This window comes from Acidianus sp. HS-5, from assembly GCF_021655615.1.
Lineage (GTDB): Archaea > Thermoproteota > Thermoprotei_A > Sulfolobales > Sulfolobaceae > Acidianus.
Map to the genome: position 1 here is coordinate 2,345,797 of NZ_AP025245.1, position 17,034 is coordinate 2,362,830.

The 17,034-nt window shown below is 35.5% G+C and carries 16 protein-coding genes and 1 tRNA gene; 3 read left to right on the forward strand and 14 right to left on the reverse strand.

The annotated features are described in order from the left end of the window. Positions 1-35 precede the first annotated feature (35 nt). A tRNA-Arg gene (locus tag HS5_RS12980) sits at positions 36-110 on the forward strand. Positions 111-269: 159 nt separating this feature from the next. Next, positions 270-2,450: a hypothetical protein gene (locus tag HS5_RS12985; protein WP_236751789.1), complete on the forward strand. Its 2,181-nt coding sequence runs from the start codon at positions 270-272 to the stop codon at positions 2,448-2,450. A 158-nt stretch (positions 2,451-2,608) separates the two neighbouring features. Here HS5_RS12985 and HS5_RS12990 read toward each other — a convergent pair whose 3' ends face one another. The 12 genes from HS5_RS12990 to HS5_RS13045 form a co-directional block, all read right to left on the reverse strand. Continuing rightward, positions 2,609-3,643, reverse strand: a complete 1,035-nt coding sequence (locus HS5_RS12990) for an L-myo-inositol-1-phosphate synthase (RefSeq protein ID WP_236751790.1) — start codon at positions 3,641-3,643, stop codon at positions 2,609-2,611. Further along, the gene (gene nuoN, locus HS5_RS12995) at positions 3,640-5,013 is read right to left on the reverse strand and encodes an NADH-quinone oxidoreductase subunit NuoN (RefSeq protein ID WP_236751791.1); all 1,374 of its coding nucleotides are present in this window, start codon (positions 5,011-5,013) and stop codon (positions 3,640-3,642) included. The genes HS5_RS12990 and nuoN overlap by 4 nt, the downstream gene beginning before the upstream one ends. Before the next feature lie 3 nt (positions 5,014-5,016). Beyond that, positions 5,017-8,448, reverse strand: coding sequence for a proton-conducting transporter membrane subunit (locus tag HS5_RS13000; RefSeq protein ID WP_236751792.1), 3,432 nt, complete (start codon positions 8,446-8,448; stop codon positions 5,017-5,019). Between the two features lie 2 nt (positions 8,449-8,450). Continuing rightward, positions 8,451-8,735 (reverse strand): NADH-quinone oxidoreductase subunit NuoK, encoded by a 285-nt coding sequence (gene nuoK, locus HS5_RS13005; RefSeq protein ID WP_236751793.1) that lies wholly within the window; start codon positions 8,733-8,735, stop codon positions 8,451-8,453. 1 nt (position 8,736) lies between these two features. After that, on the reverse strand, positions 8,737-9,231 hold the full coding sequence (locus tag HS5_RS13010; RefSeq protein ID WP_236751794.1) for an NADH-quinone oxidoreductase subunit J: 495 nt from the start codon (positions 9,229-9,231) through the stop codon (positions 8,737-8,739). Beyond that, positions 9,215-9,709: an NADH-quinone oxidoreductase subunit NuoI gene (gene nuoI / locus HS5_RS13015; RefSeq protein ID WP_236751795.1), complete on the reverse strand. Its 495-nt coding sequence runs from the start codon at positions 9,707-9,709 to the stop codon at positions 9,215-9,217. The genes HS5_RS13010 and nuoI overlap by 17 nt, the downstream gene beginning before the upstream one ends. Beyond that, the gene (nuoH, locus tag HS5_RS13020; protein ID WP_236751796.1) at positions 9,700-10,764 is read right to left on the reverse strand and encodes an NADH-quinone oxidoreductase subunit NuoH; all 1,065 of its coding nucleotides are present in this window, start codon (positions 10,762-10,764) and stop codon (positions 9,700-9,702) included. Before nuoH ends, nuoI begins: the two co-directional genes overlap by 10 nt. Beyond that, positions 10,764-11,942 (reverse strand): NADH-quinone oxidoreductase subunit D, encoded by a 1,179-nt coding sequence (locus HS5_RS13025; RefSeq protein ID WP_236753590.1) that lies wholly within the window; start codon positions 11,940-11,942, stop codon positions 10,764-10,766. The genes nuoH and HS5_RS13025 overlap by 1 nt, the downstream gene beginning before the upstream one ends. A 7-nt stretch (positions 11,943-11,949) precedes the next feature. Continuing rightward, positions 11,950-12,447, reverse strand: coding sequence for an NADH-quinone oxidoreductase subunit C (locus HS5_RS13030; protein ID WP_236751797.1), 498 nt, complete (start codon positions 12,445-12,447; stop codon positions 11,950-11,952). Continuing rightward, the gene (ndhC, locus tag HS5_RS13035; protein WP_236751798.1) at positions 12,444-12,833 is read right to left on the reverse strand and encodes an NADH-quinone oxidoreductase subunit A; all 390 of its coding nucleotides are present in this window, start codon (positions 12,831-12,833) and stop codon (positions 12,444-12,446) included. Before ndhC ends, HS5_RS13030 begins: the two co-directional genes overlap by 4 nt. 97 nt (positions 12,834-12,930) lie before the next feature. Next, positions 12,931-13,698 carry an FAD-dependent thymidylate synthase gene (gene thyX, locus HS5_RS13040; protein WP_236751799.1) on the reverse strand — a complete coding sequence of 256 codons (768 nt, stop codon included), beginning with the start codon at positions 13,696-13,698 and terminating at the stop codon, positions 12,931-12,933. Between the two features lie 49 nt (positions 13,699-13,747). Then, the gene (locus HS5_RS13045; RefSeq protein ID WP_236751800.1) at positions 13,748-14,086 is read right to left on the reverse strand and encodes a DUF2175 domain-containing protein; all 339 of its coding nucleotides are present in this window, start codon (positions 14,084-14,086) and stop codon (positions 13,748-13,750) included. A 44-nt stretch (positions 14,087-14,130) separates the two neighbouring features. Between HS5_RS13045 and HS5_RS13050 the strand changes: the two genes are divergently transcribed. Next, a complete protein-coding gene (locus tag HS5_RS13050; protein ID WP_236751801.1) occupies positions 14,131-15,288 on the forward strand; it encodes a hypothetical protein in 1,158 nt (385 codons plus the stop codon). Here the strand turns inward: HS5_RS13050 and HS5_RS13055 are convergent. Both HS5_RS13055 and HS5_RS13060 read right to left on the reverse strand, forming a co-directional pair. Then, positions 15,277-15,960 (reverse strand): DUF364 domain-containing protein, encoded by a 684-nt coding sequence (locus HS5_RS13055; protein WP_236751802.1) that lies wholly within the window; start codon positions 15,958-15,960, stop codon positions 15,277-15,279. The two genes, HS5_RS13050 and HS5_RS13055, sit on opposite strands and share 12 nt — an antisense overlap. Further along, entirely contained in the window at positions 15,957-17,027 is a 1,071-nt protein-coding gene (locus tag HS5_RS13060; RefSeq protein ID WP_236751803.1) for an NDP-sugar synthase, read from the reverse strand. The genes HS5_RS13055 and HS5_RS13060 overlap by 4 nt, the downstream gene beginning before the upstream one ends. Positions 17,028-17,034 lie beyond the last annotated feature (7 nt).

Sequence of the window (17,034 nt, forward strand, 5' to 3'; positions counted from 1 at the left end):
GAGGTTTCATTTATCATACAGAGAAGTTAATTCAAGGACCCGTAGCTTAGCCAGGATAAAGCGCAGGCCTTCGGAGCCTGTGAACCCGGGTTCGAATCCCGGCGGGTCCGCTAATGCTTTCAATTCATAAACGAGTACGTAATTATAGTTAAAGTGCAATCATTAAACACTTATAATCATTAAATAATCTTTTTTCCTTTTTATTTATCTCAAGTGCAAATTTGGGTAAATCCTTTTTAATACTTACAACGTTCTTCTGCTGAAGAAAAATGGACACAAAACTAGTTGGATTAATAGGAGTAATAATAATACTATTAATAGTAGCCGCAATAGGTTTCTATGAATATTCCTTAGAAGCAGGAAACTATTCTTCGCTATCTTCATCATACTCTTCGCTCAGCAGTTCTTACAGCACTCTTAACTCCTCATTGTCTGCACAGCTACAAAAAGCAAAACAAAACGAAAGCATGTACATGAAAGAAGCTGAGAACTACTCAGATCTTTACATGATGTATAAGAGTCTATATAAGCAAAATACGGAAGGAGCAGCACTGGACACAGCATTAGAATTCTACGATGGAATTTCAATAGAGAGTCCAAGCGACGTATTGCCTTACTTAGCATCAAATTTCACTGCAACAATAAAAGGAGTTCCGTTCTCTGGAACTTATAATTTAGAATCTTTCAACAATACTTGGCTATCAGACTTCTTCTCTAACTACGAGACTGTATATTTCTACACTACGGCACTACCAACAATAACACAGCTTTCGCCAAACACTTACGAAGTAACTGACGTAGTACAGTTCTTCGTAGCACCAAGCAATGATCCTATATATTTACAAGTATTTAATGCGTCAAATACTATCATAGTTCAAGAGATTAACGGAAAAATGGAGATAACGTCATTAACTTGGTCTGGTAACGAAGTACCACCTTCTACAGTTATCTCTGGATATCCTTCTCAACATATATTACAATCTAATGTAGCATTAAGCGAAGTGCTATCAGAGATAAACGGATTAGGAGGAGAATTCAGTTCACCAACAATAGCACAGAATTTTGCTCCTAATGCAGTCTTAGAAGTTACTGGACAATTACCTTCAGTATTTAAGCCAGGTAATTATTCTGGAATATCAAATATTGAAAGCTTCTTCTCTACATGGGATAATTACTTCATATTCGTTGCAGAATACTCACAAAACTTGCTACCTAACGGAACTGCGGTACCTCCTAGTGTAAGCGTGGAATTATCTCCATCAGGGACAATGGCGATGGTTGTAGCAAACGTAACACCATTCATAGGCTTCGTTAACCAAGGAGAACCGGGCTTCCCGAACATTTATGACATTCACGTAGATCTGGTTACATACCTACAGTACAATTCTACTACTGCATCATGGCAGATAGAAAAACAGATATTCAACGCAACAATGATCCCAATACTGCAGGACACACTCTACTACAACTTGAATATGCCTATATTCAAAGTAATTGGAGAAGACACCGTGACAGTTAATGCCTCTCAAGGAGCTATACTACAAGAAGGAAACATAGTCACAGTGATAAAGCCTGGCACTTACGCGATGTTACCTAACAAAAGCATAGTAAGCGTATACAACTTCTCGCTAGTAACCTTCAGCTTACAAGCAGTAATGCCACCAGCACAAGACTTCTTTAACTTAACACCAACATACGCATTTGCATTTGCCATAAATGGACAAATATCTCCTGAATATTCATTAGTTAATGCAAGCGGATCGCCAGATGCAGCAATAACGATAGTATATGCACCAGACACTTGGACATCATGGACATGGTTTGGAGGAACATTCAACGGGACTGCATATATGGGCGGAAGCTACAAATTTGCAGATCACTGGATATATGGTAACGGAGTTATAGTAAACAATCAGTTCTTCAAGCCCGTATTATGGATATTCGAAAGCTCTTGTAAACCAGTAGGAATGCCTCCAACTCCAGTAAGCATTACACCTAAGGAAGTATTAGGACTGTCTCCAATTGCTGACTATACTTATGAGGTAAATGGAGAAACTGGTGGAGTAGTAACTGCAGGAAATATATTAGTAGTTGTACAGCCTGGAACTACAATAACTGCACCGTCGGGAAACTTGACAACGTTTAACTTCTCAATAGTGTTCTATGCACCACAGAACGTTACTGCACCAAAGTCTGGACAAGTACCTTTCCTAGTATTTGCTTACGCGATTAACAACTGTGTATCATTCCACTATGTGGCATCCAAACCATTCATAACAGTAATTATGACGCCGTCCTGCGGAGCAAACATGTGGACCTGGGGATTAACAAAGTCTGGAACGTATGGTTATGTACTGCACGACCCAATACTGATAGGACATGGAATAGTAATTAACTTAACATTCGTAAGGCCAGTTCCTTGGGTATTAACTCTACCATTATTAATGTAAAATAAGTAATAAAAAATAATATTTTTTATTTGATAATACTTTTTTATTCATGCTTATTCTTAGCCTTAAACAAAAGAAATAATTACCTTCAAAACTAGGATACTTCAGTGATGACTGAACCCCGGCCTGATCAGTGATGCCACCGTGTGAGGACTGATTTATTTTACTATTTTCTTCAATAAAGTATCAAGGTTAGCTCTAGCTTCATCCACAGACCTATACCTAACTGGGGAGTTCTTAAAATAATAACCACAAATCTCCGGAACTGCACCGCCTACATTATTATCCTTAAGGATTTTTGCCAGCCTTATTAAATCTAGGAGAGGTTGAACTGCGTTAGGTGCGTCATAAGTTTTTAGTGAAATATCAATCCTAACTCTTGTTCCCATAGCATATTCTCCTTCTATTACCATATAGCTCACTCTCCTATCTCCGAGGAATTCGACATAATCAGAAGTACCAGCTACTACTTCGGCGTTATCAGACCTTTGAGAGATGAAGGACGATTTTATCTTCTTTTTAAGATCCTTCTTCCAGTCTTCCAAAGTTGCGAAAGTTTCAGTGTTTCCGGCTATATCGATCTGATAAGACCTCAAAATTTTAACTCCTCTCTTCTGCAAAAATTCTATTATGCCTGAATGAAAAATTGTACCTCCTATTTGGCTTAGTAAGTCGTCCCCAAAGATAGGTATTTTAGCTTCCTTATACTTTTCCCCTACTACTTCTGTAACGTTTGAGGGAGTAGCGTTAATAAATGAGGAATCTGCAGAAAGGCTTTCTTCAGCATAAAATTTGCTCGCACTATCTGCGCCTGCCGGTAATAAATTAAGCGTTACATCTACGTTATTCTCTCTCAGTACATCCCTTACGCTAACTGGCTTTTCCTCAGATTCTTCAATAAGTTTAGATAATTGTTCATCAACGCCATCTAACGTAGGACCTCTTAGAACTTCCACATCGCTCTTTACTTCTACGTATTTTTGCACTACATTAGGCTTTGAAAAAATTGCTTCAGATAATTTTTTACCTACTTTTCTCTTATCAACATCAAAAGCAGTAACTATTTCGATTTCATCTGCTTTTATAGGCAAATTTAGAATTCCAGGAATTTCAATACCTTGCTTAACCATTTCTATTGATTGAAGTAAAGCAGATGCTACATTACCTACTCCTATAAGTCCAACTCTTATCATACTACCACCAAGATTAGAGGAGATATTATACCGATACCTATGCTTAATATTGCAGAGAATATAACACTGTCTCTCTCTTCAGTCTCTATAAAGTTCATCTCGCCTTCCCTAAACATTTCTCTAATTATTGGGATGTAATACCCTGCAGAAATCGCACTACTTAACACTGCGATGATTATTAACCAAGGATACAAGTAAACTGATTCAAATAGAAATAGCTTACCCCAGAAGCCTAAAATTGGAGGAATTCCTAATAAGCTTAAAACTAAAATTGAAGCTGAAGTAGCCAGTCCTTTGTCATACTTTGCTAATCCTCTTAATCCCTCAAATCTTGCCGTCCCAGACACTTTCTCTATATAATTTACAAAATTAAACAGCCCAGCTTGAGCTATAACATAAGCCAAACTTTGTGTTACCAGTCCTGCCTCAGCTATTTGAACATTTATCTTAAGCGCTACAAATCCTATTAATATAAAACCCATCTGAGTTATACTGCTGAAGGCCAATATAGAAGGCAAATCTTTCCTTGAGAAAGCTATGATATTACCTACAATCATGCTGAGTACAGACATTATAGAGAATAAAACTACGAAGAAATTCAGGATATTCTGAGTAGGATCTCCTAGAGATATAATTCTCAAAAGTGGTACGATTCCCAAAAGCTTTCCTACGCTAGATATGAATGATACTGAAATCCTATCTGCGTTTATATAAACATCAGGTAACCAGCCTTGGAACGGAAAAGCACCTAATTTGAAGAAGAAAGCAACTGAAAGCATTGCTAAACCCAACATGAAAAGGTAAGGATATTCTATTGTTTCATAATTAAGTGAGAAAGTATTTACTGAAAGGAAGTATAATGCAAAGCCTAATATCATGAAAGATGAAGATATTAAACCCATTACCAAGTACTTAATCCCTGCATCAACTGACTTGTAATCCTTCCTTAGCATTGTTATTGCATAAGATGCTGCGGAAGAAATTCCCCATGCTCCGAGTATAATTAAAATATTGTAAGCAAAAGCCATGTAGATTAGCCCTAGACCAGTAAGTAAAAGCAATGATAACATGGAAGATCTAGTAGTCCAATTCTCTACATGAGATTTACCTCCAATAATAACCACTATAGTACCTATTAAGACTATCATGGAAAACAAGTAACCAATATTATCAATGTATAACGTACAGGAAAATATTGTATAACCTACAAAACCTTTTACCCAAAATGCTGCAAGAACTATTATTCCTATAACATTTGCACTTAATGATAAATAAAATGCCTTACTATATTCTTTTATAAATAGGACTGATATTGATGAAAAAAGAAATAATGCGGATACAATAATTATGGGTAAATCATTTATTAACATTTTCTAATCACCTAATAATAAAATAATTACTATAAGTGTTAATAATATAATCCCACCCACATAATATCCTAAATAATCCCTTAAAAGCCCATTTTGTAGCCTATTAAATAATTTACCTCCATAATAAATTATTCCATTAGGTAGTCTATAATTAAGAGAGCTATCTATTCCTTTAGTTTCCAAATAGTTAAATATAGCATTACTTACCTTCAAAGATGTAATTCCAGCAATATCAAAGATGGGATAAACATACCATCCATAATAGAAGAAGTTTATGATCGGAGATAATAACCTGTTATTAAACATCCTTCCACTATAAATTATAAATGCAAGAGCTATTCCTACTAAAGAAACTATTAAATCGAGGTTATTATAAACGAAGACACTTGGAGTAACTGAGAAGCCCTTCTCTATAAATGAAACTAACGGATATATGTCTACTGCAAGTATTATTGATGAAATGATTAGAATTGCAGGAGATACATACATTATGGGAGATATATGTCCTTCAGCTTCTTTTTCTCCACTACCATACATGAATAGCCTTGCTACGTACCTTATAATGTAAACAGAGCCAGCAAATTCTAATACAAGATAGGTCATATCGAGATAAGAGTTATAGGACGTTAAATATGAGATAAAAGAGTGAGCCCAGAATCCTATGAATAGCGGTATATTAGCTAGATTCAATGCTGCAAATAACTGCAGAACAAATAACAACTTAAGTTTCTTATAGAGATTTGGATACTCTCCTACATACCTACTTTCAGTATAATGTATTGCAGATCCTGCGTTCATGAATAACGAAGCCTTATATATTCCATGTGCTATCATCTGTATCAAGCCTATAGCTATCCCGGCATAAACTAAATCAAAATTATTGAGCTGAATAGCTAATAACCCGCCTAAAGAGGACGAGAATATCATTAAACTAATTTGGTCTGCAGTAGAATTAGCTAGTATGACCTTTTGCTCGTTTGAAACTAAAGCATTAAGCGAAGTATAAATTGCAGTAAACATGCTTATTCCAACTGCTATCTCCAAGAACATTTGTAATGAAGGAGAATAACCTTGAATTAGGAATGGATAAGTTAGGAAAGTAAATATTGCGCCCAGGTTTACCATAGTTGCTGCATGTATTAAAGCACTAACTGGAGTGGGACCAGTCATTGCGGTAACTAGCCATTGAGTGAAGGGAAATTGAGCACTTTTTGATAATCCGCCTAAATAAAGGAAAATTAATAAAATTACTGAATAAGGAAGTAAGGAAGGAAGTTCTGAGAATAAACCTTGAATTGATGTGTGTAACACAGGATATATTACTGTAATTCCGCTTAATGTGGAGTGAGTAGTTAAGAAGAGTAAATAGCCTAGCACTATTATCATTCCTACGTCTCCTACTCTTGTAAAAACTAAAGCTCTTATTCCGCTAGTAGTAGGCTTAGATAAATACTCTATACCTAGGACAAATCTCTTGAAGTCACCGACTACGTTCTTCTCATTATCATCTAACCAATAGCTTATTAATCCGTAAGAAGCTAGACTTGTTCCTTCCCAACCAGCTAAGAATACTAAAATGTTGTCACCTAAAACTACAGAAAGCATTGAAGAAATGAAGAATCCGAAGAAACCCCAGTACCTCCTTAACATGCTATCTTCCTTCATGTAGCCAATGCTATAAATTGCTATGAAGAACGATAAGGAAGATACGAAAACTGCTAAAATAGCTTGAAGTAATGATGAGCTAAATTGGAAATAAGCAAACGCAGTAAAAGTGTATGCAGGAACAAAGAAGTTAGGATGAGGAGTAGTTACTGCATTTATCAAGTTATAAATCGCAAGAACCATTGAAAGGCCTACTAGTCCAGAAACTATTGCACCCTTAACGTCCTGGTTAAGCTTTCCAGATATCAGCGAGATTAAGGAACCTAAAGCAGGAAGAATCACTATCAAGAATAAACAAAGATGAGATGAGGAAGGTAGAACTTGTATGAAATTATTAATAGATATTGAAAGGAATGACGGATAGAAGAAGAATATTGCACTGCCTATAGCTAACAAGAGCATAGGAATCGAATATTCTATAACTTTATCAATACCTTTACTTTCTTTTCTTCCGCCGTAAACTTTCCTAAATAAATATGCAGAATATCCGCTCGATATTCCTATTCCTGCAGTTATTCCAAGAACTAATAATATGAACAGTGGTAATGAAGCTACGTGAACTAATTGTCCTATTGCAAGCAATAATAATACCTCACTTAAGAATCCTACAGTAGGAGGAAGCCCTAAAATATTCAAAAGCCCGAAGAAGGATAAAGTACTGTGAAGCGGAGAAGAAAGATAAAGCCCCCCAAGTTCTTCTATATTCCTCGTCTTAAACTCAGTAATTGACGCTCCAGCACTCATGAATAATATAGCTTTCCCAAATCCGTGAGAGGCATAAATAAGTACCGCAGATAATATCCCTAGAGGTAATTGATTAACGTTTTGCCCTAAGCCAAGCATATAGGCAGTAGAGGAGCCTAACAACATGTAACCCATTTGGGAAACAGTAGAGTAAGCTAAAAACCTCTTAAAGTCCTTCTGAGCTAAGGCATTAATTCCTCCGTAAATCATTGTAATTACTGCCCAACCTATGAATATTGGAGCTAAGTAAGAAAATGCTGGGAACAAGTAGAAGTAAAAGATTATTACATATACTCCTAATCCTACTAAATTTGGGCTTAGCAGTACTGAGATAGGTGTGGGTGCCTCACCGTGAGCATATGGTAACCAAATATTCAATCCCGCTTGTGCTGACTTGACTAACATTCCTATGACTCCCAGGAGGAAGACCAATTCTGCAAAAGATATTGAGGAAAATACATTTGTTTCTCCGTAAGAATAGTAAATATTCATAGTATGGAATTCTAACCCTATTATTATTATAGATGCTAGCAATAATATTGTGCCTATATGAGTCCAAATAAAGTACATTAAGCTTATTCTTCTCCTATCCCCGTAACCGTAGAGCAGTATTAAGAGAAAAGAGGTTATTAAGGAAATCTCTAGGAATACGTAAACTTCCAGAAGATTTGTTGAAATAGTTACATAAAGCATTGATACTGCAAATAATGAATAAAGACCGAAATATAGACCCCAACTGCCTTCACCAACTTTCTCCTCCATATATCTTAATGAGTATACTGTAGTAACTGCGGTAACAACTAAAATTACTACAAGGAAGGAGTAGTTAAGATCATTAACAGTAAGGCCGAAATATCCTATGTCCGTGCCTACGAAAAAGTTGTAATAGAGACCTCTCTTAAATAAGAAGAAGGAATTTATGAGTATTGCTATTACTGAGAGTGTAAAGGCGTATTTTTTCTCTTTAATAAAAAATATTAAGGAAGAGAGAGCGAGAGATATAATTAGGATAAATAAGGATATCATTTTCAATCCACCTCAAGAGATCCTTTATTTCTATAATATAGAATTATCGAGGCAAAAGCTACTACTACTTCTATTAGAGCCATACTTATTGCAAAAATCGAAAAAATTATAGGATCATAAACTTTACCTAATAGACTTGAAACTGAAAAAACAAAGAGAATTGTAGAATTCAAAATTACCTCCGAAGATAAAAGAATTCTAATTATATTCCTACTATTTATTAGCCCATAAATTCCTATTCCTATTAGAGTTATAGACAGAGACACTCCAAATTCTCCCAAAATCATTTCAATCCCTCCTAGCGAGAGTGATTGCTTCTATTAATGTAGTAAGCAAACCAACTACTAAGATAATTGCAGGAAACCAATATTTCTCCAAAATAGTAGTAGAGAGCGCTTGCAGATTAATTTCCCCCACTTGAGTTAATTTAATCCCAGATAATGAAAGAACTACTGCTATAAATATAAGCAATGCAGAAACTCCTGCTATAATAGGAGCCCATTGCGTATTTACTTGCTTAACTTCTAATCCCTTGAACATTACCAAGGATATTGATAAGAAGACTACTGTAGCACCTACATATAGCAGAAGGTGAAATACGGAGTATAAAGAATACTGGAATGAAATTAAAGCAATAAGCACTGCAATGCTTATTCCTAGAAAAGCTAAGGATATAGCGGAATAGAATAAATTCTTTGAATTAACTATAAATAAAGCAGATGAAATAGATATTATTGAAAAAAATAGGAATAAAATTATACAAATATTAAGACTCTGTAACATATTTTATACCCTTCTCTTCATCTACAACTGCTCTAACTTTCTTAACTATCTTATCTTCTGGAGGATTATCGAAGTTCTTATTGAACCTTTCGGGATCAAATATTAAATCTCTCCTATTAGAGAAAGCTACATCATGAACTCCTGTCTCTTTTAATGCATCAACTGGGCAAATGTCCACACAAAAGCCACAGAAAACGCATCTGCCGTAATTTATCGTAGGTAATTTCTTACCTTCATGAGTCATCATCTTCATCGCGTCCGCAGGACAAATCATAGCACATAATGTACAACCTATGCATACATCCTTGTACAACCTTATTATGCCACGATATCCATTAGGAAGAGATAAAGATTGTTCAGGATATTTCAGCGTTATCGTCTTAGGTTTAACCATATATTTTATTCCGGTGCCTATTGATTGTAGATGGTCTGCAAAAAGTCTAAACGGATTTTCTTTTTTATATTCTTTCACAGCCATAAGTAACCCACCACTGTACCCGTAATTAATGAAATTAGGGATAAGGGAAATAAGTATTTCCAACTACCCCTAAGGGCTTGGTCTACCCTATATCTGCCGTAAACTCCTCTCAAAAATACTGAGAAAAATAAAAGGAGAACGGCCTTAAAAGCTACAAATACTGCTCCGGGAAATCCACTGAACGGATACCATCCTCCTAGGAATAAATCTGCAAATATAAGAGAATAAATGAAATTACCAACATAAGATCCAGCCATTGTTAATACAAACAGGAAACCGGAGTATTCCGTGTACGGACCTATAACTAACTCAGTCTCAGCCTCAACTATATCAAATGGGAATCTAGAACTGCCTATTAACATCCCAACTATGAAGATAAAAGCTGCTATAGGATTTACTACTGCTCCGGGAATTCCTTTCTGAATTATAACTGCTAAGTCTAAAGTATGATACTCTAAAGCCATGGATAATGTCGCAATGAGAATTAATACGTCATAACTTACTGATAAGAAAGTCTCTCTCACTGCACCTACTACTGCAAATCTATTATTAGTAACCCATGCTAAGAATATGACGAAGATAGGGTAAATAGCCTCCAAAGCTAAGATCAACAAAAGATTATACGAAGTAAATACCCCTGCAAGTACTCCGTAGCCTACGCTAGGATCATAGAAATCGTGATAATAAATGGAAAATATAGATCCGCTCTTAGGTATTATTGAGACTGGAATTACTGCAAAAGGTACTATTGAAATTGCTAGCAATAGAACTGGAGCTATTGTAAATAACGTCTCGTTAACTCCTGAAGGAATTATGACCTCGGAGAAAACAAATTTTAATGCGTCAGCTACTAGTTGCAAATACCCTCCTATTTTCTTAGAAGCGTAATAAGGACCTACCCTCATCTGAACTCTTGCGGCAGCTTTCCGCTCAAACCATATAGTAGTTAGCAAAAGTATTCCAGTAAATAATAGACCAGGGAATATGATTACAACAAAAAATGATGGATAAAAGAAATAAAATCTTATTAAAGCAAGTATATTCTCTCCAATCATTACCTATCAGCCTCCGGTGGGAAATAATCTAAACTACCATATATTGAGACAACATCAGCATACCTAGCTCCTTTACATAAGTTCTTGAACACATAAATTAACCTATAAGACGGAGTTATCATCCTTAACCTATAAGGTTTAGGAGATCCATCACTTGATACATAATAGAAAAGCTCACCTCTGGAAGCCTCAACCCTGGCTGCTGCTTCTCCCCTTGGAGGCCTAAATGAGGCATAATAACCTGGTAAAACAATTCTTCCTTGTCCTTGAACCCACTTCTTCATTCTTATTGGAGGAATTTGCCTCAAGAATCTATCAGAAAGTATAGAACCTTCTGGGATATCCTTTATTATTTGTTCCAGAATTCTCATGCTCTGCTGCATTTCCTCAAATCTAACTAGAGTTCTTGCATAACCGTCTCCTTCCTTATACACCGGTATTTCAAAATCCAACTTAGAATACGCAGCATAAGGTTCGGCTTTTCTCACATCAAAATTAACTCCAGATGCCCTTAGATTAGGACCTACAGCTCCCCATTCTATTGCCTGCTCTCTATTCATAACTCCTACGTTCTGTAACCTGTCCATAATTGTAGGATTCTTTAAGAAAATACTTTCCCAATCCTTCAGCTTCTTCCTAGTGTACACAATTGCTTTTTTAGTCATTTCCACTATACTTGGAGTTAAATCTCTTCTCACGCCTCCAGGAATTATGTAAGAGTTCGTAACTCTTGCACCAGTTAATGCCTCAAGGACTTGTAACCAAACTTCTCTATCTCCGAAACCCCACATGAATGCTGTAGAATGGCCTATAAATATTCCTAAGATTCCTAGACCATAAAAATGACTTGCAATCCTATTAACTTCTGCCGCAAAGCTTCTCAAATATAATGCCCTTTCAGGGACGTCAACGTTGATTATCTTTTCTACAGCCATCACATAACCCATGTTCATATGTATAGAATCTAATATTGCAGGTCTTTCTACTAAAGGAATCAAATGCATGTAATTTCTGTTTTCTCCTAATTTTTCAACAGCTCTGTGAACGTAACCCACATCAAGATCGCAGTCCTCAACTATATCACCGTTAAGTTTCACAAGTATTCTCATATGTCCTGATCCTGGATGCTGAGGACCTACGTTAAGCTCTCCTTGAACTGGTACTACTTCTACTTCCATTTCATAGTTATCCAGGCTTGTCAACAAACAACCCCTCCATTTTTATTTTGAAGTCTTTTCTCAATGGATAAACTCCTTCAAAATCCTCAGGAAGGAATAGCCTAGCTAACTCTGGATGGCCTTCAAATCTTACTCCTAGCATTTCATAAGTTTCCCTTTCCCCTGTCCAAGCATTGCCCCAAATTTGAGTTAAACTAGGTAAAGATAGATCTTTATAATCAACATAAGTCTTTACCGCAAATATCATTTTTTGTAATTCGTCCACAGAATACGAAGATACATGGTAAATTACTTGAATTTTATGCTGGTCTGGAAAATCTATTCCTGTTACCGCTATTACGTGGTCAAAACCTAACTCTTTCATTGTTTTAGCAACTTCTACAATCTTATCCTTTGTAGTTTCTAGAGAACCTCTGCTATCCGCCTCGGCCTTTGCTAAAATCCCTTTAGCTTTTAACTCAGCAATTATCTTATCTATATCCCTTTGAACTGTAGTCTGGCTCATTGTCTCAACTCCCAATTTTGTATCATATTGATTTGAGTTATTGAATAATACATTACCGGATAGATTAGTACTATGAAAGAGCCAAGGATTATTATCAAGTTTCTGAACAGGATAAAATTACCTAGAAAAGGAGCAGAGGCTATTGCAAAAAGTAAGACGAATATTGGTTCTATAGTTACATACATTAATAAATAGCCGTAGTACTGTAAAGGAAACCAAAGTCTGCCTTCTCCGTACGGTATATTTCCTGCTTCAAACCTACTTATCTTGAGAGGAGTAGGATTATGAGGGACCATTAGAGAAATTATCTTGTATCCTCCATAGCCTAAGGCTAGCGTAAGTATTAAAGGTAGTCCAAAAGCCACTAGTGACTGAACTAAACTCATACACATGAGTAACAACAAACGTAGTTAAAATATTTTTCTTAACAGAACCTAAACATGTTTATAAAATTTATATTGTATATACAAAAAAGGGAATGTGCTATTTAATTTTATTTAAGATACCTCTTGCATTTTGAACGCATTTAAATATTCCATCCCTGGGGACTCCTTCTACACAACGTTGAGAAAGGAACTCGGTCTTTTCAGTAAGTTCGTTCAGAGAGATTGGATTTTCTCTTATGAAGTTCTCATGGATAATACAATTAGGACCTGCAAACTTAAATAGACGTGGGTGCACTTTCTTCACTTCATCAAGCATTTTCCAAGCAACTGCTCTTATCTCCCATTGGGCCCTAGAACAGAGTCTCAATGCGAAGAAGTTATACAGTTCCCTAGCATTCATAGTAACTACAACGTTAGTGTTTACTCCGTTAGGTAAAACATATCTGGCGTCTTCCTCCGGAACTCCATTCTGTAAGAGATCATAATAATACTTGTAAGATTCATCATAAGCTTTCTTTATTGTTTCTGCATTCCTCTTTTCTGCAGAAGGAGGTGTAACGGGTTGATAATATTCGTCCACTGGTTTGGCGAACCTATGACTCATTTGTGTATATGATGCAATTCTATGTCTGACTAACTGGTGGGAAGCTACTCTTGAAATTTCCTCTATAGAGAAAGTATAACTACTATGCTCAAGCGGCGACCAATAACCGTGAATTATTGCGTCCTTTATCCAGACCTCTATTTCCTCTTCAGACATAGTCTTCTCGTGATAATCCCAACCTTTTCGAGATCTACTCATCTTAGAGGCAATAGCTACTACTCTTTCACCTTCCTTGGTATAAGAAACAAGCTCAACTTTCATTATCTAGTAACTTAAAAATGGGAAATAAAAACCTAGGTACTTAATATTTTTATTCTAATACTCCACTTAATTTCTCTACTGCCCTAGTAAGCATTGCTGAATTCTTTTCTGCATCTTTCTCCGCTTGATCCATGAATTTTTTAACTTCTTCATCCTTTATTTTTCCTAGTCTTTGCTTATATACAACTATTAGTTTTAGCTCATCTTCTAAAGAATCTAGTATGGCACTTAGTTGATCTTGATCAACTTTTGCAGTCTTTAACGCTTTTTCCCTAAAGCAAGTATAGTGAACTACCGTCTTCTTTGATGTAAAAGTGAATAATTCGTCCCAATATATTGTGTTTTTACATATATCACATGTCCACTTTGTAGGAGGTGCCCTGCTCATGATGAAAGAGTAGAATTATATACTAAATAAAGATTACGGTATTGATGATATCCGAAAAACTGATATCTGATCTAAAGTTTTATGATAAGCCCTTAGGAATATTCTTTACAGCAGACAACTGTAATGACTGCGAAGAACTACTTAAGAAAATTAAGGAATTACCTATTTCGAGAAGGTTTATAATTGAGGAAAATAACAGTTTAGAATTTCCCGAATATTTAAATAGACTAACTAGAGGAATAATTCCAACTCTATCAATCTTATCTCCAGAGCTGAAAATCCTAGGAATATTAGAATCAAATGATATCAAGGAAATAGAATCAAAACTTAGGGAAATAGCAGAAGCTTACTATAAGGGCTATAAGGGCGAAAGTTTCTCAGAATTTGCGCCGGAACCAGTTGAGGCAGGAAAGGAGGTAATTTACAACGTAATGGACGCATTACTTGCTTCCTATCCTGCAGATTTTAGAATGACAGAATTATACAATTTCATTTCCAGTGTAAACAAGGACTATAGTAAAGCAGAGAAAGTTATAAAACCTTTGAATGATATTTCAGAATTTCTACTTAATAAGAAGAAAATAATAAACACAAACTCTATATATGCAACGGAAATCTCCTTTTACGTCATGTACGGTTTAAGAAAAGTTGAGGATCTGTTACAATTGATAGGTGAAGATGGTATTGTTTACAGAAGTACTAGAAAACAAAATAAAGGATTACTAGTAGATGAAGCAATGACAGGAAATGCTTTGCTTACGCAGTACGAGAATACTTTAAATGAGGAATATTTGAATTATGCTAAGAAAATTTATGATTTCATAATAAATAATCTCAATCACGAGAAGGGATTTAGAGATACAGTAATTAAGGACGAGTTGACTAAGATTACCTTCTTAGAACCTTTAGCCAACTCGGAGGCAGGAATATTCTTTGCAAGATACTGGGCTGTAACTGGAGAAGAAAAATCTGCAGGCTTCGCTAAAAAAGCAATAAACTGCGCATATGCAGGTTCTTCAGACCCAAGAGTACTTGCAAGAATATCCATAGCATTAATAAAATTGCAAGATTTAATAAGAACTAACGAGAAAGGACCTTACACAGATTTAAGGATGGAATTTTCAAAACAAGCTCAATGTAAATACTTTAAAGATGGAAAATGTTATGAAAAACTTGATGAAATTAAATTCTTAGATTTTTAAATACATTTTTGTAACATATTTAGATAATTGTTTTGCACTCCCACCTTCGCAAATAGTTCTGAAAGCTCTATATTGATCAACTGGAACTATTTTACCTATTGCCTCAAACCCGTATTTTTTAAGCGTGGAAACTGCCTCAACTGAGGAAACGCCAGTTAGGATTAAGTGATCTGCTTTTACATTTTTAATTATCTTATCTATAGTATTATTTACAAGGGCTGAACCGAAAATAACGGCAACGTCACAAACTTCTCCGTTAAACTGAGAGAAAGGTTTCGCACTATTTTGAGGCTCAGAAGAGAAATCGTATAATACCACACTGGAGAAATTACCTGCAGAAATGTAAGGATAATACCCGAAAGCACATACCTTATTTCCTGAGTACAATGATAAAGGATCACCGTTTGTTAACTTTCCAATAGTTAATGAATTTAATATAGCTATAGAGATGCTCCTTTTTAGAGGATTTTCTATATCAACTGCAATGTCATAAGCATTTTTACCAATTATTTCTCCTGCATAATCTACTTCGCCCTCAGTTATAGTATGGGAAATTCCCATACTCTGATCGTCTAAAATAACTGTAGTATAAGAAGTTCCTACGCACGCATTTATTATCTTCCTCTGCTTTAAATCGTAGGAGAGTTCCTCTATAATCTCATCTAGAATCATAATATTATCTTATCCTCCTCATATATAGATTCTGTCACTTCCTTATTGGGTAAAATTATGTTCTTTCTATTAATTAATATTCCATCGTATGTGATTACTTCTTCTCCGAATATTGTTTCTTCTCTTATGTGATTCCATTTACCAATCTTGCATTTATCCGCTATTATTGAACCTTTTATGAAGCTGTTCTTGTTTACTAAAGCATTCTCCATAATTAGTGACTCCCCAATGTAAACATCGTTCTTAATTATTGAACTTCTTCCGATTATTGTATTTGAATCAATGTAAGATTCTTCGCTTATATTTACACCGTCAGAAATAAAATAAGGCGGAGTTAATGTTACCCTTTCGGATACTTTTGCATTACTTGAAATATACCCTCTTGGAAATCTTTTACCTAATAGCTCAAAGTTAAGCTTCATATAATCGTAGGGCGTACCAATATCCGCCCAAATTCCTTCATATGTATAAACTGATATGCAGTACTTATCTAGAATTTTTGGCAAGAAGTTCCTACTTATTGAGGAACCTTGCACAGAATTCAATATATCTTTATTGAACACGTAAACTCCGCCGTTTATCAAATTTGAAATTGGATTTGAAGGCTTCTCTATGATTTCGATTAATTTATTATCTTCAGTTAACAACACGCCATATCTTCTTGGATTATCTACTTTAGTTGCTAAAAGAGTAACTGGGCATTCACTTTGCGCATGAAACTTAAGCAGGTCCAGAAAATCTACTTCACTGTAAATATCACCGTATATTACCATTACTACGTCATCAAGCTTAACTTGATTAGAAACATATTTCAATGCACCAGCATCTCCCAAAGGTTCTTTCTCAATAATAGGTGTAACACTCTTACCATCAACGTGAGACAGTATCTTATCAGCCATAACTCTCAAAGAGATGTAAATATTATGGATCCCTGCATCCTCCAATCCTTCTATGATATAGTCTAAAATTGGCTTACCTAGAACAGGAAACAAAGCCTTAGGTTTGGTCAAGCTTAATGGCCTGAGCCGTGTAGCATATCCTCCAGCTAAAATTATTGCAGAAACCATAATATAT